We start from the raw sequence: 18,190 nt of genomic DNA, 5'->3' as shown, positions 1-18,190 counted from the left end.
CTTGGTGGCGTCTCTATAGAGCCACCTTTATCCTAATATATTGAAACTCATCATTGATATGCCCATCTTCTTTCCAAAAGGCGGCGCTATGATTAACCGCTAGGTATAGGAAACCATCTTTTGCCCAAAATATATTTTCTGGTTCAACAGTAAGCATCCAATGCATAAAGCCTGCACCCATAATCGGGATGGTGTCTGTTCCCTTAATTTTATACAGCTCTAGATCGGTGTATTGCTCATATGGGTTGGTATAGGCTGAGATGATATATTTTTTATTGGGAGAGATATGAGGATAATCTATAAATACCTGCGTCATCTCACCCGAATTTTTATCAATCATCTCGTAGTTCGAGCTTTCCCAGTAGTTTCCTTCTATTAAATGTTGGTTTAAAAAATCGATACTACCGATGTAATCAAAACGCTCATCGCCGTCATCACCATTATCTTTATCAACAAACTTCACTGGTTTTTTTGCAGTTGGAATGGACATCACACCATTTCTCTTTTTAATACTTTTATTTTTTGATAGAAAGTCAACAGCAAGTGGACGTTTTTTCTCAAACAAAGCCTTATCAATCAGCTCTATTTTTAGGTAGTCGTTAAGTGCTTTGCCATCTTCAAAATACTCGTAGTCTTCGCCAACGGATAGATATGCTAGTATGTTTAAATCTTTGGACGTTAGCGAGGCGGGCATAGTAGTACCCGTTTGCTCTTTTTTCACAAACACCTTTTCCCATTGACTAATGCTTTTATCAATAACACCGTCATTATTCTCATCGTATTGTCTATCAATACTATCTCGTACCGTATACCAATCCTTTCTATCTTCAATGACGTCTAGTTTCTCTCCGAACGTATAGCTTTTCACCTTTCGAGCAGCACCGCTTGGTAACTGACGTGCGATTGCCCCATCTTTTGCCGTCACATAAACGTGTTTCGATACAGTCGTATCATCATAGTCAATCTCGATACCATCACGATTGTACTGTGCTAAAAGTGCTGCCGATATGGGTTTGTTTAGGTCAATGATGACATTTTGATTTGCCACTGCTGAATGATAGCTAAACGTCGTTAGGAATAGAATGGTAGAAGAAAAAATGTAAGTAGATATTTTAAATGAAAACATAATATGGTCTGCTATATATTTTATATTATAAATTTTACACCATAAAATCCCACTTAAGTTTACTTTTTTGATATCTGAAATAAAATTACTTCGGAATATTAGCGCTGCTTTAAAAGTTTAGTAGACGGATTGAATGAACTGAATATCTTCGTCCATTTATTCAATGCATAGAGCACGTAAGGCAGCAGGCACGTATTGATCAAATCGCGGAGGCTTGCGACCAGCTGTTCGTGGCTTAAGCCAGCCATGCCTGACGCTTCAATGGTATTTCGATTATCCAAATACTCACCCAACAGCGCAATGCCCGTCACGACGACTAAAGCCATGAATGATCTGATGCTTTGGTTTTTAATGATAGGACGCAGCACAAGCAGACACAAAAGATAGATGCCGACGCCGACATAGATATGTAAGGCATCTTTGGCAAGGCCAGATACTTCAATAATATTGATTTTAAAAGCGGTAAAATCCACTAGAGTATTCCAAATATAAGCAAGTAGAAAACGACTGAGAGTATCACTAAATCATGATGGCTAAACTATAATAGCTAAAGAGTGGCAGCTACAAAGTGATGGCTGAGCATAAAAAAGGCAGATTATACAATTGATAATCTACCTTCTGCTAAATTAAATATTCACTTCACGGTTATCAACTACTTACACATCCCACTCAACGAAATTTTTCAACAACTGCAAACCTGCAGTATGACTTTTTTCTGGGTGGAACTGAGTCGCAAATAAATTGTCTTTGATGACACTGGCACAAAACGGTTGACCATAGTCACATATCGCTGCCACTTGTGAGCTATTAGCAGGCTCGCAGTAGTAACTATGCACAAAGTAAAAATGCGCGTTGTCCTCAATTCCCTGCCACAGCGGATGGTCAAAATCCATACCGCTAATGGTATTCCAACCCATATGCGGTACTTTGATGGTAGTGCCCTGCTGATCCTTCCACGTAGGGTCAAACGCCTCTACATTGCCGTTTAAGATACCCAAGCAGTCTGTACCACCATTTTCAGCGGACTGCTCAAACAATGCCTGCATGCCCACACAAATAGCCATAACAGGCTTATTAAACACCGCATGGCGTATGACGTCATCAATCCCGGCTTCATGCATGCCAGCGATACAGTCACGCATCGCACCGACACCGGGGAAGACAATCTTGTCTGCCGCAGCGACGACTTTTGGGTCATTGGTGATAGAGACGTCTGCCCCGACTACCGATAGTGCTTTACTAGCAGAGTGCAAGTTGCCCATGCCATAATCTAATAGTGCTACTTTAGTCATCAATTGGTTCTCATTTTAGATATTTTGATTACTATACTATTTATATTATTGGCTATTACCAAGGTGTAGATAAGGTTTTTCTACAAGGAAGTCAAGCGCAGGCTGTACAACTAGTACGCCAAGCTTGACTGACACCGTAGAAGAGCCTTAAATGCGCCTTAGAAAGCCTCTTTGGTCGATGGCAATGTATTTAACGCACGCTCATCATATTCGCACGCCATACGTAGCGCACGAGCAAACGCTTTAAAGGTAGACTCGATTTGGTGATGGCTGTTTTTACCTTTTAAATTGTCTAAATGCACTGTCATCCAAGAATGGTTCACAAAACCATAAAAGAATTCGCTAAACAGGTCAACATCGAAATTACCGACATGCGAACGGGTAAAGGGAATGTCCATGTGTAAACCCGGACGTCCTGATAGATCGACGACAGCGCGGGTCAATGATTCATCAAGCGGCGCATAAAAATGCCCATAACGACGAATGCCTTTTTTGTCGCCCAATGCTTTGTTAAATGCTTGTCCAAGGGTAATACCAGTGTCTTCAACGCTATGATGGTCATCGATAAAGGTATCACCGTTGCATTTAATCTCTAAGTCAAACAAACCGTGACGCTTGATTTGATCAATCATATGATCCAAAAACGGCACGCCAGTATCTACAACCCCTTGACCCGTACCATCAAGATTGACAGTACAAGTCACTTGGGTCTCAGCAGTAATGCGCTCAACGGTCGCAATACGTTCAGGGCGACCATGTAAATTTAGGTTTTTTGGTGCATTTTGCTCAGGTGTATCAGCAGTCGTCATTGCATTGGCTGTCATGGCTACTCTCTATCAGTTTTTTATCAGTGAAAAGCGGTCAATAAATAAGGCAAAACATGTCTAAATATTTTACTAGTGTCTGAGTCAGCGCTAGCAAAAAATGTATTAGAAAATGATATATACAAAGGATATCAAGGTATTAGGGCGTGTCCTCATTTTAAAAATGGCGATAAAAATGAGATAAATTGCAGTCAAACAAGGAAAATAGCGCAGATAATATCGAGATATTAGTCAGCTATTTGACGCCGTTTGGCAAGATTTAGCCATTTTTAACACATTTAGATAACTATCGATTGAATTGAGGACACGCCCTAGGGTTTGTACGTACTAAATATCATCTAGCCTCATCATAGCAAACCCTAACATTTACTGCCACGACCAAGCGGTAAACCACGCACAAAATTACCTCATTCTGCTAAAATAGTGTGTTCAGTATTATTAATCATGACTTGCACTGACTTTTAGATATCATATTCTACGGTACTACGCTCTATGATATTGTGTTGTGTCATACTGCTACTTTATACGATAAAAACCCTCTGCTTATAGGAACTGCTATGCCTTTAGAAGCGATCGCCATTAATAGCTTGGATACACCACTTATCAAAAAACCTGCGCGCGACAATGAGCTAGCAGAGCGCTTGCAGGCATTATATGATAGCGATGATGCGCAGCCTGATGGTATCGAGGTATTAAATATCGTTGAGCAGGGTTTTAAGCGCGGGCAATATCTATATGTCGGTATGTTTAATGACAAGCCTATCGCTGCAGTTGCCTGTTTTGATGATGGGCAAACCGACGCCAAGCGTCTGCAATATTTAACAGTACATCAGCAAAATCGCGGTCGCGCTATCGATGCTAAGTTTATTAAACTGGTCTATGATGCCGAGGTAAAAAAAGGTGTGCGTGAGTTTGTCCCTGTCGATGCGGATATCCATCGTATTATGAGCGAGTATGATTTACTGCGTGTTAAAGACTAAATCGAGAGCAGAAACAGTTAATTTTGCCAATATTTGATTATTTATCGTCTTTTATCTTCTATTATGCAAAAACTACTTGACAGCAACGTCTATATTTAGTTTAATAGCGCCTCAACGAAGACGGCTCGATAGCTCAGTCGGTAGAGCAACGGATTGAAAATCCGTGTGTCGGCAGTTCGAACCTGCCTCGAGCCACCATTCGTTTAAGAATTCTAAAAAGCCCCGAACATTGCTGTTTGGGGCTTTTTTTATGCCTGTATTCCGTTCTGAAATAAGTCTAATAGCTTATGACAAACGTCTTCTTAATAACACCTCGCAACGTTCACGCGAGTCTAAGTCATAAACCGTCGCGCGGTAATCGATACCATGACGCCCTTCAAAAAATATCACTCTATCGCCCACTGCTAAAAAGCAAGACGTGCGCGCATCATAAATGAAACCATCAATCACGAACGCCAAATCACGATCTATCTCGCGTACCGTATAAGTTTCTCCTTGCGGAATCAACCGCTCAAACCATGCGCTATGGGCAGCATTGGTGCTTAATACGTTGATGAGCAGCAGCACCGATATCACAAATATACTTTTTGACGACATCGTAAAAGCCGAGCCAGCTAGACTGATGCTATTGAGGATGTTTTTATTAACTGTCATAACTTTAACCTACTCAGACCTGCCCAATGATTGATTCTATTCGCCATGCTTCTCATGCTAAACGCTTACTGTCACGGTTGCATAACATTTTTGTGCTGTTTTTTAGACAGCGGCGCTCAGTATACTCGATAGTATTGATAATGATAAATTTGACAGATGACGAATACTAATAGGGAAAAGCGATGAGAGCGTTCGATTACGATTTGGATTATAAAAACCTAGATTTGCGCGCGCAGCCAGAGCTGTATCGGGTCGGGCGCGGCGAGCAAGGCGTTTTATTGGTAGAGCCGTATAAGTCTGAAATCCTGCCACACTGGCGCTTTGCGACCCCTGATATTGCGCTTGAGAGCAGCGAGACAATTTATCAGATGTTTTTAGATTATCTGGCGGCCGATGACTTTGTCGGTGCAGATATGGCGCGCAAATTTATTCAAATGGGCTACACCCGCGCCCGTCGTTACGCCAATCACAAAGGCGGCAAAAAGTATAAAGGACCAGTACCTGATGATAAAAAAGGTCAGAGCGGCGCACATGGTCGTGAAGAGTTGCCACGACAAATCGAAGACCCAGTCAAAGCAGAGTCAGCGCGCATATTTAAACAAAAATGGGACGAGTGTCGTGAGAACGAAGATTATCTAAGAATGAAAGCTGAGCATCGCGAACGTTATAAAGAGGTTGAATAAGCATAAAACATATCAATAAAACATTACCCTCAGCCTGAAAAGATAGAAATACTTATAATGACAGACTGTTAAATAATTGAATTCATGATTTGCTGTGCTAAGGTAATGAGGGCTTGGAGCTAATACTCCAAAGAAGTATAAAATTGATAGCGTAGGCAAATAATAATGACTGTAGATATTAAGCAACTTTTGATTTTTGATTTCGATGGCACACTCATTGATAGTGTGCCAGATTTGGCTGATGCGACCAATGCGATGTTAGCCACTCTGGGCAAAGAGACTTACCCTATCGAGACCATACGAAACTGGATAGGCAACGGCTCAAGATTGCTGGTAGAGCGCGCACTAGTAGGTAAGGTAGAAGTGTTAGAAGGCGAGTTGACGGTCGAGGAAGCCAATTACGCAGAGCACCTGTTTTTTGAGGCTTACAAAAATCTCAGTGGTAGCAAAACCGTTGCTTACCCAGATGTCGATAACGGACTAAAAAAGCTAAAAGCGGCAGGATTTACGCTGGCGTTAGTGACCAATAAACCGATTCGTTTTGTACCGAAAATATTGCAATCCTTTGGCTGGCAGGACTTATTCAGTGAAGTATTAGGCGGTGATAGTCTCTCAACTAAAAAGCCTGATCCAGCACCGCTACTGCATGTCTGTAAAGCGTTGAACGTCACTCCAGAACAAGCTGTGATGATTGGCGATTCTAGAAACGATATCTTAGCCGGACAAAATGCTAATATGGATACTTTCGGGCTGTCTTATGGTTATAATTATGGACAAGATATCCGTGAGCTAAATCCTACCGAAGCCTTTGATGCCTTTACAGCATTAGTAGAATATATTTTCAAAAATTATACGATAGACAGCTAAAATTTGAACATTAGAATGATTCGTTTAAGCCATTCTTTGAAATCATTATTTGCTCCGATAACTCAGCGCCTCAGACACATGAGCGCTTGTAATATCGATACTGTCAGCCAAATCAGCAATGGTACGCGCCACTCGCAATACTCGATGATAACCGCGTGCCGATAAATTCAGACGCTGCTGAGCGAGCTGTAATAGTTGCTGTTCGCCCTCTCCGAGTTGGATATATTTATCAATCTCGCTAGGGCTAAGCTCATTATTGACCTTTTGTTGCCGCTGCATCTGATGGTTATGTGCGGCAATAACTCGAACGCGCACTTGTTCGGAGGTTTCGCCAGCTTGAGCATTTTGCAAGTCGGCAATTGGCAGCGCAGGTACAGTGATATGCAAATCAATGCGATCAAGCAGTGGACCTGATAGTTTATCTTGGTAACGTTTAATCTGTTCAGGTCGGCAGCGACAACGCCCTGAGGTATCGCCATCATAGCCGCATGGACATGGATTCATGGCAGCGACCAATTGGAAATTTGCCGGAAAAGTCATCTGCGAATTGGCACGGCTAATAGTGATTTGCTTGGCTTCTAATGGCTGACGCAATACCTCAAGCACACTCCGATCAAACTCTGGCAATTCGTCAAGGAATAATACGCCTTTATTGGCAAGGGTAATTTCACCCGGTTTTGGTCGTGAGCCACCACCTACCAATGCCACGGCTGATATAGTGTGATGAACCTGCCTAAATGGTCTTGTCCCATAATCGTAATCGCTGTCTGCCACTGAATAAGTACTGGCAACTTCTAACGCATCTTCATCACTTAAATCCGGCAATATGGTCGGTAGCCGTGACGCCATTAACGTCTTGCCTGAGCCGGGTGGCCCTGTAAATAACAGCGAATGACCACCAGCAGCGGCAATCTCTAGCGCGCGCCGTGCATGATGCTGTCCTTTAACATCGGCCAAATCCACTTGATAGCCAACATGCTGCTGTGCTGGACTGGGTTGTACAACGTCCAAAGAGTCATAGGCTGCGCTTGGGTTCGCTAACAACTGTAAGTGGTCACAAACTGTCTTTAAGCTTTGCGCGGCTAGTATCGTCACGCCATCCACACGGCTGGCCTCAGCACCATTATCAATCGGTACGATAAGCTGCGGTGTTTGTGGTTTTTGCCGTGGCTCGATCAGCTCCTGTTCAGTGATATTTGCCACCTGCAATACTTTGGACGCCAGCGCCTCAGCTTTGATCGCTCGTGCCACCGCTAAGCTGCCTGTCACTTGCCGTAAATTCCCATTGAGCGCTAACTCCCCGATAAACTCAAACCCTGATAATACTTCTGGATCCAATTGATCACTGGCTGCCAAGATTCCGATGGCAATCGGTAAATCAAGACGTGCACCATCTTTAGGCAAATCAGCGGGGGCTAAATTGATAGTAAGACGACGATTAGGAAATTGAAAGCCAGAGTTCAGAATCGCAGAGCGTACACGGTCTTTACTCTCACGTACCGCCGCCTCCGGCAAACCGACGATGGTCAATGCTGGCAACCCTTGTGACAGATGCACTTCAATAATGACCTTGGGCGCATGCAGTCCGACGACTGAACGAGTATAGACTTGGGCAAACGACATCAGCATTTTCCTAATATAGGGAATAAATGATAATAGAGTATTATGTATCAGTGCGCAAATGTCGTGTTTCCTTGTCTAATTTTATTTACTAGCATAATTATCAACAGTTGTTATATGATAAACGGATGCTCTTTCGCTCAGTCTTATTCGGCTATGCTGCTCCAAAGATTATCCAAAAATTCTCACGCCTGTTAACCACGTTATTAACGTATTGGATAATTTTAATCGTGCTACAAAGTATTAAAGATTAGCAAGAGTATTGGCAATAAAAGGATTTTATTGATCATATAAAGTTTACTGGCGGCTTTTTGCTGCAGATTTATATAATACCTACTACCATGGACGGATAAGATTATGAGCATAAAGATGCATAATCGGCGTGTGCCCACACTCACGCTACTGACAGTAGCAGTCTCTTTAGGACTGTTCGGCTGCTCAGACAGCGACAATAGTTTCAATGACGATGATGTCATATCCCCTTCCACTAATTATGAAGCCGATATTCAGCGTACTGAGTTCGGTATACCGCACATCACCGCAAAGGATTACAAAGGTCTGGGTTATGGCGTCGGTTATGCATTCGCAGAAGATAATTTCTGCTCACTAGCGCGTGAAGTTATAGTCGCTAGCGGTCAGAGTATGCTGTATCTAGGCGCTGACGGTAATTTGGCTAGCGATGCTTTTTATACGTGGTACAACACTGACAAGCGAAAAGCTGAATTTTTAGCAGCTCAAGACCCTGAAGTCATTGATGCTGTGACAGGTTATGCTGCAGGCTATAGCCGTTATCTACGTGATAAAGGCGTGGCTAATATCGATCCTGCTTGTGCCAATGCTGAATGGGTACGAGAGATTACTCTCGATGATTTATTGACGGTCTACGGTAAAGCCAATCTACGTGGTGGCTTATCTAATTTTGTCGGTCCCATTGTAGCAGCGGCACCGCCCTCTATTGCTGGCGTTCAGGGTAGCTCAAGAATGCGTAGTGTTCCAGTCGCAAATCCTGTCGTAGAGTCAGCACCTGCATTCAATATGGATACGATTAATGCGATGAGTGGCGGTAGTAATGCCTACGCCTTTGGTAAGGAGGTGACCGGTACTAGTAGTGGGGTCATGTATGGCAATCCGCATGAGCCATGGGATGGCGTCCAACGCTTCTATCAATTTCACTTAACGATGCCAGGTGAGCTGGATGTGATGGGTGCGGCTCAGCAAGGTCAGCCTTTCCCTAACATCGGTTTTAATAAAGACGTGGCTTGGAGCCATACCGTATCCACTGCCAAACGTTTTACACTTTATCAGCTTAGCCTAGTTGACGGAGATCCTCTCAAATACAATTATACTAATAGCGCTGATGTGACTGAGCAGCGTGATATCGAAACCGTTCCTGTCACTATTCAGCTACCAAATAATCAGACGCAGGTTCACAATATTTATGTCTCACAATATGGACCTATGTTAGCGGTCAATTTACTCAATGGCCAATTACCAGCATGGGGCGCTAATAATCTAGCTTATACTATCCGTGATGCCGCCTCTGAAAACCCAAGAGCACTCAATCAATGGCGTAGTATGAATAAGGCTACGAGCGTTGAGGACTTAGTCGACAGAATGCAAAGCGTCCTTGGTCTTGGGTTTGTTAATACTATTGCTACCGACCGTAATGGTAAGGCACTCTATGCTGACATCTCAACCGTACCAAATGTGACCAAAGCTAAGCTTGAAGCTTGTAGTAGTGCTGCATCTGGCCCCTTCCTTGGTGCTTTAATTGCCTCTGACTTGCCAGCACTGAATGGTAGTACCGCTGCCTGTGAATGGGGAGTTGATACAGACTCACCGCAAGCAGGTATTTTTGGGCGCTCAAACTTACCTTTCTTGATCCGCGATGATTATGTTGCTAACTCAAATGATAGCTATTGGTTAAGCAATTTAGAGCAACCACTGACTGGATTTTCACCACTCCTACGTCGTCGTTTAGCCCCCTTCTTAGGTGCTAGTCCAGTAGATGGTGTTCCATTGCTTATGCGCTCACGTATGGGACTGGTTCAAATACAAGATCGATTCAGTAATAAAGATAACTTGGGCGGTACTAACTTCAATTTAGACAATATGCAAGAGGTCGTCTATGGTAACCGCAGTTATGTCGCTGAGTTGGTACTCGATGACGTATTAGCAGATTGTCGAGCGAATGCTAGCATGCCTTTGACGGGTGGCTCTACTATTGATGCAACTAATGCTTGTAATATCTTGAGTAATTGGGATCGTCGTAATAATTTAGATAGTAAAGGCGCTCATGTCTTTAGAGAGTTTTGGCGTAATGTAGATTTCAATGAAACGACGGATACGATATTCAGTGTTAAATTTGATGCAAAAGACCCAGTCAATACGCCTCGTGGTTTAATTATTAGCGCGGATACACGTACTGCTTTAGGAGATTCCATTAAGTTTTTCCAAGATAAAAACATCGCTCTTGATGCGTCTTTATCTGATTTGCAGTATATCGTTGATGCTAATAAAAACGATGAGCGTATTGCTATGCATGGTGGCTTTGGTCGTGAAGGTGTATTCAATGTTGCAGAAACGAGAGGCACAAGCGCTAATGATGGCGCAAACTACCTCATTAATTTTGGTCCAACATATATGCAAACCGTTACCTTTGATAAAAGCGGCCCTGTAGCAGAAGCATTACTAGGTTACTCGCAAGCTTCTGATACTACTCGACCGTTCCATCGTGACCAGAGTCGTCGCTATTCAGCTAAAGAATGGATTCGCCTACCCTTCAATGCTAGTGACGTTAGCAACCAAGCCGTTGGCAATAAAATTCAGCTAAAAGAATAAGTTTGACGTAACTTAAATTAGTGATAACTTAAATTAGTGATAACTTAAATTAGTGATAACTTAAATTAGTGATAAAAAGACCTCAGATATATGCTGAGGTCTTTTTTACTTTATGGAAGCAGCCTGTGTGCAGATCGTCGATTCATTATTAAGAAAACTCGCCGACCACCCCACTGCAAACAAGGATTTGTTATACTAGTGCTTATTCATGGCTATAAATTTAGCAGCAGATAGCGCTGTGAAAATTATTATTGATAATAAAATTATTATGGTTATTAACCATCTATCAAACACCTACTGGCTTTCAGATATTTGGTCGTTAGAGATGTAAGAACAGTAATACTCAAGGTCAAAACGAGGAGTACCGCATGACAGAACATTCAGAATCAAATACTCAGCAACCTTACAATCGTGCAGGAGAGCAACCGACCACGACACGCCCTGTTATGCAATCAGAAAGTCCTTATGCCAGTACGCGTGGCAGTATGATGAGTAAGCAGCTACCTGCCTTTGATGAAGCTATTATTAATAAATACAATCGTTCAGGACCACGTTATACCTCCTATCCGACCGCCTTAGAGTTCTCACCCATCTCTGATGGTCTTGAGGCAAAGATTCTTCAGAACCGTGAAGCTCGTGCACCACTGTCTTTATATTTTCATATTCCATTCTGTCGTCACCTCTGCTATTACTGCGCTTGTAATAAAATTATCACCAAGAAAAATAGCGACTCAGGCGATTATTTGCAGTATGTAATCGCTGAGATTAAGCACAAACGCCGCCTGCTACCTGTCCCAGAAGGTAGTAGCAAACCCCTCGTTAAACAGCTGCATTTGGGTGGGGGTACGCCAACATTTTTGCGTGATGAAGAAATGGTTCAACTGTGGGAGTTTTTACAAACTCAGTTTGAATTCTTACCTGAAGACAAAGGCGATTACTCTATTGAAATTGACCCACGTGAGCTGAGTGGCGAGACGTTAAAAGTATTGCGTAACCTTGGCTTTAACCGTGTCAGTTTAGGCGTACAAGACCTCGATGAAACGGTACAAATCGCCGTCAACCGTGTACATTCAGCAGAGCTCATTGAAAATGTGTTAAATGAGGCGCGTGATCTAGGTTTTCACTCTATCAATATCGACCTAATTTATGGTTTGCCGCATCAAACACCCGTAACCTTGGAAAAAACGGTACGCCGTATCATCGAGATGTCGCCGGATCGCTTGTCAGTATTTAATTACGCACACTTGCCAGAACGTTTTAAGGCCCAGCGCCAGATTAAAGAAGCCGATTTGCCAGACCCAGCAGCCAAGCTGACGATGCTTGGCAATACCATCAATACGCTGACCGAAGCTGGCTATCAATATATCGGTATTGATCACTTCGCCAAGCCTGATGATGAATTAGCCGTGGCGCAGCGTGAGGGCAAACTGCATCGTAACTTTCAAGGTTATACCATCATGGGCGATTGTGATTTATTGGGCTTCGGCGTCTCCTCTATCAGTCAAATTGCCAATGCCAATACCCGCTATATTTTGCAAAATGATACAGATTTATCAGTTTATCAAGCGAGCATCGATGCTGCACAAAGTAACTCGGCTGCCATGCCTGCAGTAAAAGTCATCAAAACATCTATCAAAGATCGCTTGCGTGAATATGTGATTATGAATCTACTCTGTCACGACTATATCGACTTTAAAGACGTCAATCAAAAATTTGGTATCGATGCCATCACTTACTTTATCAATGAGATTCAACAGCTTGGCGCCATGCAAGAAGACAAGCTCATCGATATGGACGCGGCTGGCATTCGCGTGCTACCAAAAGGTCGATTGTTAGGTCGTAACGTCGCCATGGTATTTGATGAGTATCTTGAGAAAAAACATAAGAATCGTTTCTCAAAAGTTATTTGATTGAGTGATTCCATACATTAAAAGCAGTCATAAAAAAGACCTTAATCGAGGTCTTTTTTATGGTGTTTAATAAAGCTGATGATTGACAAAAAATACCTCTAGGGCGTGTCCTCATTTCAAAAATGGTGATAAAAATGAGATAAATTGCAGTCAAACGAGGAAAATAGCGCAGATAATATCGGGATATTAACCAGCTATTTAACGATGTTTGGCAAAATTTAGCCATTTTTAGCCCGTTTAGATATGATCAATTGAATTGAGGACATGCCCTAGCCTACTCAGTAGCCATCACCACATTCAGAAGGCATCACCATATATAGCCTATTTGCATCTTCTATTGTTTTTTCACTGTCCAAATATTTCTGCTCGATTGTGCTTTTAGCGTTGGCAATCATTGAATCCGTCATTGCAAAGTCATCGTCGTTTAGTAGACCCAATGAGCCATCTTGACGCAACCACAAACCTTCTAACTTATCATGCGGATACTCTACAGTCGCGAGAACGTCGACCACCAAGGTTTTCTTGACTGGCTTGATTGCCAGTTCCTTAAGCAATTGCCAATTTTTTTCATCGGCTGCAATAAGCTGCTCAAGCGTTTGTCCATTGATCGTTAAACCCAATACATGATCTTGCTTGATATTATCTGTATTTAAAATATTCTCAATATCAGTCGCCTGCGAGAAATCAATTTTATAAATGAGCTTTTGCGCAGACTTGTCTTGCAGCGGAAACTTGCGATCATGTTCAATCAAATAAAACTCGTGATTGTTAATCGCAACGATACCCGAAGTCACATGATGAGCATGATCGAGACGATACAAATACTGTGCTATTTGACCAGAGTATAGATTGATAGTGACGATGCGCGTCAAACTAGAGACACGACCTGACTGATCAGGGTTGTCCATAGAAGACTCCATAATACCCACCAGTGTGCTCTGATCTGGAGTAATCGTTAATGCTTCCATACCGCGATTTGCACGACGTTTGGTAAATTCTGCTGGTAGTAAAATCGGCTGACCATTAACAATTACATTATTGCGCTGATCGCTCGCAAAGGCATTGATACGCTCAATCTCCACCCCCTGCGCATTATAATGAACCAAATGAGGACCATACTCATCACTGATCCAAAAACTGCCATCTGTGAGCGCAGCAAGTCCTTCAGGATCTAAACCATTGAGATCGTTTTTGATAGGATTGGTCACTGCATCAAAAGGTAGGTTGGGATTCATGGTCATCGGCTGACCGTCGACATCGTAAGGGACTTCATTAGTTCCGCCGAGTGCTTGTGGATTCGGTAGCCCAGAGATAGGATTACCATTTGCGTCTTTTAGCAGTATCTCTTTGATCTTAATAATTTGCTCAGTTGCTTGTAGCTCAAACAATCCGATGCGCGGTGTATAGTCAGGTACTAAAAACTGTTTACCCTTGCCTGCACTACCTTCGAAATCCGCATTGGGACCGCGATCAGTGAGCACATAAAATTGCTTGGCATTGGTTGGATGAGCCGCTGCATCTGAGCCAAAACCACCCCCTCTAATCTCAAACTTCCTCTCAGGATACGCAGCATTGATATGCGTATCATCGAGCACGGTATAAGGCAGTGCCGTGCCTTGGATAAAGTCTTTTATTTGAATAACTTCTGTATTAATATTTTGTATCGTCATTTTTTATCCCTGATATATATTTTATTCTTGTTAAACGAACCATATGAGTAATTTATTAGATGTAGCATTCAGTACAATTGACAGTCGAAAAAATAGCCAGCGCCTAATAAGCTCACTGACCATTTTAAACATTAATGCTATAACACATGGCTACACATTATTTATTAAACCTTAAGCTTGTCACCCACCATACCTTTGATGGTACTTAAAATATCAGCAGGTAATACCACCATTTTTGCATTGTCAGACTCTGCCAGCTCACGAATCGCCTTAATATATTGCTCACCAAGTAAGTAGACAATAGGCATTTCTTCATCGCCCATTGCATTAGTAATCAAGCGAATAGATTCTTCAGAACCTCTCGCCAATACCACTTGTGCTTCGGCATCACGACGTGACGCCTCTAAACGTCCATCTGCCTCTAAGATAGCCGCTTGCTTTTGACCATCAGCACGAGTCACTGTCGCACGGCGCAGACGCTCTGCCGCCGCCTGCTCTTCCATTGATGCTTGCATCGTTTGCGATGGATTAATATCTTGAATTTCTACTGTCTTTAGGGTGATACCCCAGTCCGCAATATCTTCTGATATCGCATGCTTTAGCTTCATTTTGATTTCATCACGGCTAGACAATGCACTATCAAGATCCATCTCACCGATAATTGAACGTAGTGACGTCTGCACCAGATTACGAATACCATATTCATAATCTTCAATACCATAAACAGCCTTATCTGGGCGCACGATATTTATATAAGCCACGGCATTGGCAATAATAACAACGTTGTCTCGCGTAATGACCTCTTGTGAGGGAATATCAAGAACAATGTCTTTGGTCGTCACTTTATAAGCAACATTATCAACGAAAGGAATAATAAGGTTGAGACCCGGCTCTAGTGTTTGGCTATATTTGCCCAATCGCTGCACCACCCACTTATAGCCTTGCGGCACGATTCGAACGCCTTTGAAAACCGTAAAGACAACCAGTGCAACCAAAACCACCATGACAATGCTGAAGCTTTCCATAATTCTTCCCTATTATTATAATTGCATGTCTTTATTAATCGCTGCCTGCGATTTCATACTGCTCACAATCAGCTCATTACCGACAATATCAGTCACCACCACTCGATCGCCGACCGCCACCGGCTCACCCGTAGTGCGGCACATCCACTCCGCTGCTCCAACAATAGGAACACTGAATCTGACAGTGCCCGCTCTATCTGGCTGCGGCTGGACGATAATCATGCCAGTTTCACCAACGATAACACTACCACCCAAGCCTGCTTTGGTGCGATCTACTGATAAGGGTTTAATAAACTTGAACCATGCCAGTAAGAATATGGCAGAAAGCACCAACCAAATAATAATTTGCACAGAGACAGAAATAGGCAATAGCCACGAAAGCGCGGCAACGATGATGGCAGCGGCACCAAACCAAAGGCTGGCGAATGTCGGCACAAACATCTCAATGATCAGCAATATAAAACCTAAGACTAACCAGTGCCAAGGTTCAATCATCCACAGCATCTCCATCATCACTACATTCCCTCTCTTTATCATTCTAACTTTTAATGTAGCACATTTTTGGTGTTAATAATTTCTTAAAAATCATCAATATATGATGTGTATACTTCGAAAAATATGAGAAGCACATATTAAAACTTAGAGCATAAAAAAACGACCGCCAAAGCGATCGTTTCTTTTTTCTTTAATCAACTTATTAAAACTTAATGTGAGCACCTAAAGTCAATAGAGTAATATCTTCAGCAACATAATCATATTCAGCTTCGACGCTCATGCTAGGATTAAAGTTATAACCCAAACCAATACCACCAGCAACACCACTATCGCTATCGCTTTCACTAATAGTGTTTCCAAGTACGTCACTTAAAGAAGCATCAATCTCAGCTTTAGCAAACCCTAACTTACCTTTGGCATATAAACCAGTATTAGGGAATTGATAACGGTAAGTACCATAAGCACCATAAGTTTTAAGGTCATATTCACCCTTAAGAAGTCTGGTACCTGTATCAATATCAGTGTCACTAGAGCCTACATATTCAACTTCAGCACCAAAGTTAGGATCAAAGTTATAACCAGCATAAATACCATAAGCAGTAGGATCATCTAGATCATCAGCATCTACCATGAACTTACCAGCTTTTACGCCAACATACGGCTGACCTGCATAGTTAACTGCCGCTTGCGCGCTGACACTCAATAAAGAGCCAACTGATAGGGCGATCAAAGCTTTTTGTAAAGTATTCATATATCTTCCTGTTAAATAAAACTAAAAATACCATCTGAATGAAAATAACAGAGCATATAAGTTAGCTGAACTATTGTCGAATTCGAGATTCGACAGAACCTTATTTCAAATGCACTCTTTTTTAATGACGCTTACAGTGCTTTTTATCGTACAAAAAAACGCACCTCGAAGGGTGCGTTTTTTAGCTATCATACTGCTAATCAAAAACTTAGAATTTTAGCTGAGCACCAACAGTCATAAGATCTGCGTCGCTACCTAACATGTCATATTCAGCTTCAACACTGAAGTTTGGGTTAACCGAATAACCAAGGCCTACACCACCTGCAAGGCTGGTATCGTCGTTAGAAATGGTTTTTCTGTTAGAGTCTTCAACGATATAGTTACCTTCGATTTCAGTCTTAGCAACACCTAGCTTACCTTTGGCATATAGCGCAGTATTTGGGAACTGATAACGATAAGTACCATACGCGCCATAGCTCTTGGCATCGATATCACCGTTATAATAATCGGCATCGCCTGAACCTACATATTCTGCTTCGATACCAAAGTTAGGATCAAAGTTGTAACCACCATAGACACCATAAGCAGTTGGCTTGTCAGCACCGTTTACATCTAGGTCAAACTGACCGACTTTTACACCAACGTATGGCTGACCAGTGTAACCGTTGCCATAAGATACGGCAGCTTGTGCACCCATGCTTAATAAAGAACCAGCTGCTAATGCAAGTAACGTTTTTTGTAAGGTTTTCATAGTATTCCCCTAGGGTTATATTTTTAATTATTTGTCTATAATATATTTGGAGGAGAAAAAATTATTGTTGCCATCTTCTCTCACTCGTTTAGCTGATAAATCGTTTTGGCTTTAGAACTTCAACTGAGCGCCAACAGTAAGTAGCTTGGCATCGACATCACTGTCCATCATTGAGTATTCAGCTTCGACACCAAAGTTAGGATTCACTGAGTAACCAAGACCTACACCACCAGCAAGACCTGTGTCGCTGCTAGATTTCGAAACTTTAACTGGACCGACAGTGTAATCACCTTCTACTTCAGTTTTAGCAACCCCTAGCTTACCTTTAGCGTATAAGCCAGTATTTGGGAATTGGTAGCGTGCCGTACCATATGCGCCATAAGTTTTGGCATCAAGATCACCGTTTCTGTAATCAGCATCATCTGAACCTACATACTCTGCTTCGACACCGAAGTTTTGATCGAAGTTATAACCACCGTAGACACCATAAGCAGTTGGATCATCTGCATTGTCGATATCTAGATCAAACTGACCGACTTTGACGCCGACATAAGGCTGGCCAGTGTAACCGTTGCTATAAGAAGTAGCGGCCTGTGCGCCAACAGTTAACAAAGAACCAGCTGCTAGTGCAAGTAGCGTTTTTTGTAGAGTTTTCATTATTAGCTCCTTAAAATCAATTTGGACAAACAAGTTATCTATTT

At 42.3% G+C, this 18,190-nt stretch carries 17 protein-coding genes and 1 tRNA gene; 6 read left to right on the top strand and 12 right to left on the bottom strand.

Annotated features, from left to right (window positions below):
- Window positions 1-13: 13 nt before the first annotated feature.
- The 4 genes from JFC08_RS07125 to hisB all read right to left on the bottom strand — a co-directional run bounded on the left by JFC08_RS07125 (window position 14) and on the right by hisB (window position 3,242).
- Window positions 14-1,126 (bottom strand): hypothetical protein, encoded by a 1,113-nt coding sequence (locus JFC08_RS07125; RefSeq protein ID WP_198330235.1) that lies wholly within the window; start codon window positions 1,124-1,126, stop codon window positions 14-16.
- 98 nt (window positions 1,127-1,224) lie between these two features.
- On the bottom strand, window positions 1,225-1,599 hold the full coding sequence (locus tag JFC08_RS07120; protein ID WP_198330234.1) for a hypothetical protein: 375 nt from the start codon (window positions 1,597-1,599) through the stop codon (window positions 1,225-1,227).
- 183 nt (window positions 1,600-1,782) lie between these two features.
- Entirely contained in the window at window positions 1,783-2,418 is a 636-nt protein-coding gene (gene hisH, locus JFC08_RS07115) for an imidazole glycerol phosphate synthase subunit HisH (protein ID WP_198330233.1), read from the bottom strand.
- 158 nt (window positions 2,419-2,576) lie between these two features.
- Window positions 2,577-3,242, bottom strand: a complete 666-nt coding sequence (gene hisB, locus JFC08_RS07110; RefSeq protein WP_227697690.1) for an imidazoleglycerol-phosphate dehydratase HisB — start codon at window positions 3,240-3,242, stop codon at window positions 2,577-2,579.
- 557 nt (window positions 3,243-3,799) lie between these two features.
- On the opposite strand from hisB, the gene JFC08_RS07105 reads away from it, so the two are divergent.
- Both JFC08_RS07105 and JFC08_RS07100 read left to right on the top strand, forming a co-directional pair.
- Window positions 3,800-4,222, top strand: a complete 423-nt coding sequence (locus tag JFC08_RS07105) for a hypothetical protein (RefSeq protein ID WP_198330232.1) — start codon at window positions 3,800-3,802, stop codon at window positions 4,220-4,222.
- Window positions 4,223-4,344: 122 nt separating this feature from the next.
- Window positions 4,345-4,420: transfer RNA gene (locus JFC08_RS07100), tRNA-Phe, on the top strand.
- A gap of 87 nt (window positions 4,421-4,507) precedes the next feature.
- On the opposite strand, the gene JFC08_RS07095 is transcribed toward JFC08_RS07100, so the two are convergent.
- Window positions 4,508-4,876, bottom strand: a complete 369-nt coding sequence (locus tag JFC08_RS07095) for a hypothetical protein (protein WP_198330231.1) — start codon at window positions 4,874-4,876, stop codon at window positions 4,508-4,510.
- Between the two features lie 182 nt (window positions 4,877-5,058).
- On the opposite strand from JFC08_RS07095, the gene JFC08_RS07090 reads away from it, so the two are divergent.
- Both JFC08_RS07090 and JFC08_RS07085 read left to right on the top strand, forming a co-directional pair.
- Entirely contained in the window at window positions 5,059-5,559 is a 501-nt protein-coding gene (locus tag JFC08_RS07090; protein ID WP_060492083.1) for a DUF4385 domain-containing protein, read from the top strand.
- A 165-nt stretch (window positions 5,560-5,724) separates the two neighbouring features.
- Window positions 5,725-6,426, top strand: a complete 702-nt coding sequence (locus tag JFC08_RS07085) for a phosphoglycolate phosphatase (RefSeq protein ID WP_198330230.1) — start codon at window positions 5,725-5,727, stop codon at window positions 6,424-6,426.
- 45 nt (window positions 6,427-6,471) lie between these two features.
- On the opposite strand, the gene JFC08_RS07080 is transcribed toward JFC08_RS07085, so the two are convergent.
- Window positions 6,472-8,049, bottom strand: a complete 1,578-nt coding sequence (locus JFC08_RS07080; protein ID WP_198330229.1) for a YifB family Mg chelatase-like AAA ATPase — start codon at window positions 8,047-8,049, stop codon at window positions 6,472-6,474.
- Window positions 8,050-8,403: 354 nt separating this feature from the next.
- On the opposite strand from JFC08_RS07080, the gene JFC08_RS07075 reads away from it, so the two are divergent.
- Both JFC08_RS07075 and hemN read left to right on the top strand, forming a co-directional pair.
- The gene (locus JFC08_RS07075) at window positions 8,404-10,887 is read left to right on the top strand and encodes a penicillin acylase family protein (RefSeq protein WP_198330228.1); all 2,484 of its coding nucleotides are present in this window, start codon (window positions 8,404-8,406) and stop codon (window positions 10,885-10,887) included.
- A 368-nt stretch (window positions 10,888-11,255) separates the two neighbouring features.
- Window positions 11,256-12,797, top strand: coding sequence for an oxygen-independent coproporphyrinogen III oxidase (gene hemN, locus JFC08_RS07070; RefSeq protein ID WP_198330227.1), 1,542 nt, complete (start codon window positions 11,256-11,258; stop codon window positions 12,795-12,797).
- 278 nt (window positions 12,798-13,075) lie between these two features.
- Here the strand turns inward: hemN and JFC08_RS07065 are convergent, their stop codons facing one another.
- From JFC08_RS07065 to JFC08_RS07040, 6 genes are all read right to left on the bottom strand, one after another.
- Window positions 13,076-14,467, bottom strand: coding sequence for an esterase-like activity of phytase family protein (locus tag JFC08_RS07065; RefSeq protein WP_198330226.1), 1,392 nt, complete (start codon window positions 14,465-14,467; stop codon window positions 13,076-13,078).
- Window positions 14,468-14,631: 164 nt separating this feature from the next.
- A complete protein-coding gene (locus JFC08_RS07060; RefSeq protein WP_198330225.1) occupies window positions 14,632-15,492 on the bottom strand; it encodes an SPFH domain-containing protein in 861 nt (286 codons plus the stop codon).
- A gap of 15 nt (window positions 15,493-15,507) precedes the next feature.
- Window positions 15,508-16,005 (bottom strand): NfeD family protein, encoded by a 498-nt coding sequence (locus JFC08_RS07055; protein WP_087816353.1) that lies wholly within the window; start codon window positions 16,003-16,005, stop codon window positions 15,508-15,510.
- A 184-nt stretch (window positions 16,006-16,189) separates the two neighbouring features.
- Window positions 16,190-16,738 (bottom strand): porin family protein, encoded by a 549-nt coding sequence (locus tag JFC08_RS07050; protein ID WP_087816351.1) that lies wholly within the window; start codon window positions 16,736-16,738, stop codon window positions 16,190-16,192.
- A 208-nt stretch (window positions 16,739-16,946) separates the two neighbouring features.
- Window positions 16,947-17,489: a porin family protein gene (locus JFC08_RS07045; protein ID WP_045447596.1), complete on the bottom strand. Its 543-nt coding sequence runs from the start codon at window positions 17,487-17,489 to the stop codon at window positions 16,947-16,949.
- Between the two features lie 111 nt (window positions 17,490-17,600).
- Entirely contained in the window at window positions 17,601-18,146 is a 546-nt protein-coding gene (locus JFC08_RS07040; RefSeq protein WP_198330224.1) for a porin family protein, read from the bottom strand.
- Window positions 18,147-18,190: the final 44 nt, after the last annotated feature.

Origin of the sequence: Psychrobacter cibarius (assembly GCF_016107535.1) — a bacterium.
Taxonomy (GTDB): Bacteria; Pseudomonadota; Gammaproteobacteria; order Pseudomonadales; family Moraxellaceae; genus Psychrobacter; species Psychrobacter cibarius.
Note: the sequence above shows the minus strand (reverse complement) of the source record. Positions and strands in the feature narration are given on the sequence as shown.

Excerpts from the sequence above, each read along its gene's own strand:
- JFC08_RS07040 (WP_198330224.1), bottom strand. The coding sequence starts at position 18,146 with ATGAAAACTCTACAAAAAACGCTACTTGCACTAGCAGCTGGTTCTTTG.
- JFC08_RS07095 (WP_198330231.1), bottom strand. The coding sequence starts at position 4,876 with ATGACAGTTAATAAAAACATCCTCAATAGCATCAGTCTAGCTGGCTCG.
- hisH (WP_198330233.1), bottom strand. The coding sequence starts at position 2,418 with ATGACTAAAGTAGCACTATTAGATTATGGCATGGGCAACTTGCACTCT.
- JFC08_RS07065 (WP_198330226.1), bottom strand. The coding sequence starts at position 14,467 with ATGACGATACAAAATATTAATACAGAAGTTATTCAAATAAAAGACTTT.
- JFC08_RS07085 (WP_198330230.1), top strand. The coding sequence starts at position 5,725 with ATGACTGTAGATATTAAGCAACTTTTGATTTTTGATTTCGATGGCACA.
- JFC08_RS07045 (WP_045447596.1), bottom strand. The coding sequence starts at position 17,489 with ATGAAAACCTTACAAAAAACGTTACTTGCATTAGCAGCTGGTTCTTTA.
- JFC08_RS07050 (WP_087816351.1), bottom strand. The coding sequence starts at position 16,738 with ATGAATACTTTACAAAAAGCTTTGATCGCCCTATCAGTTGGCTCTTTA.
- hisB (WP_227697690.1), bottom strand. The coding sequence starts at position 3,242 with ATGACAGCCAATGCAATGACGACTGCTGATACACCTGAGCAAAATGCA.
- JFC08_RS07090 (WP_060492083.1), top strand. The coding sequence starts at position 5,059 with ATGAGAGCGTTCGATTACGATTTGGATTATAAAAACCTAGATTTGCGC.
- JFC08_RS07055 (WP_087816353.1), bottom strand. The coding sequence starts at position 16,005 with ATGATGGAGATGCTGTGGATGATTGAACCTTGGCACTGGTTAGTCTTA.
- JFC08_RS07075 (WP_198330228.1), top strand. The coding sequence starts at position 8,404 with ATGAGCATAAAGATGCATAATCGGCGTGTGCCCACACTCACGCTACTG.
- hemN (WP_198330227.1), top strand. The coding sequence starts at position 11,256 with ATGACAGAACATTCAGAATCAAATACTCAGCAACCTTACAATCGTGCA.
- JFC08_RS07080 (WP_198330229.1), bottom strand. The coding sequence starts at position 8,049 with ATGTCGTTTGCCCAAGTCTATACTCGTTCAGTCGTCGGACTGCATGCG.
- JFC08_RS07060 (WP_198330225.1), bottom strand. The coding sequence starts at position 15,492 with ATGGAAAGCTTCAGCATTGTCATGGTGGTTTTGGTTGCACTGGTTGTC.
- JFC08_RS07125 (WP_198330235.1), bottom strand. The coding sequence starts at position 1,126 with ATGTTTTCATTTAAAATATCTACTTACATTTTTTCTTCTACCATTCTA.
- JFC08_RS07105 (WP_198330232.1), top strand. The coding sequence starts at position 3,800 with ATGCCTTTAGAAGCGATCGCCATTAATAGCTTGGATACACCACTTATC.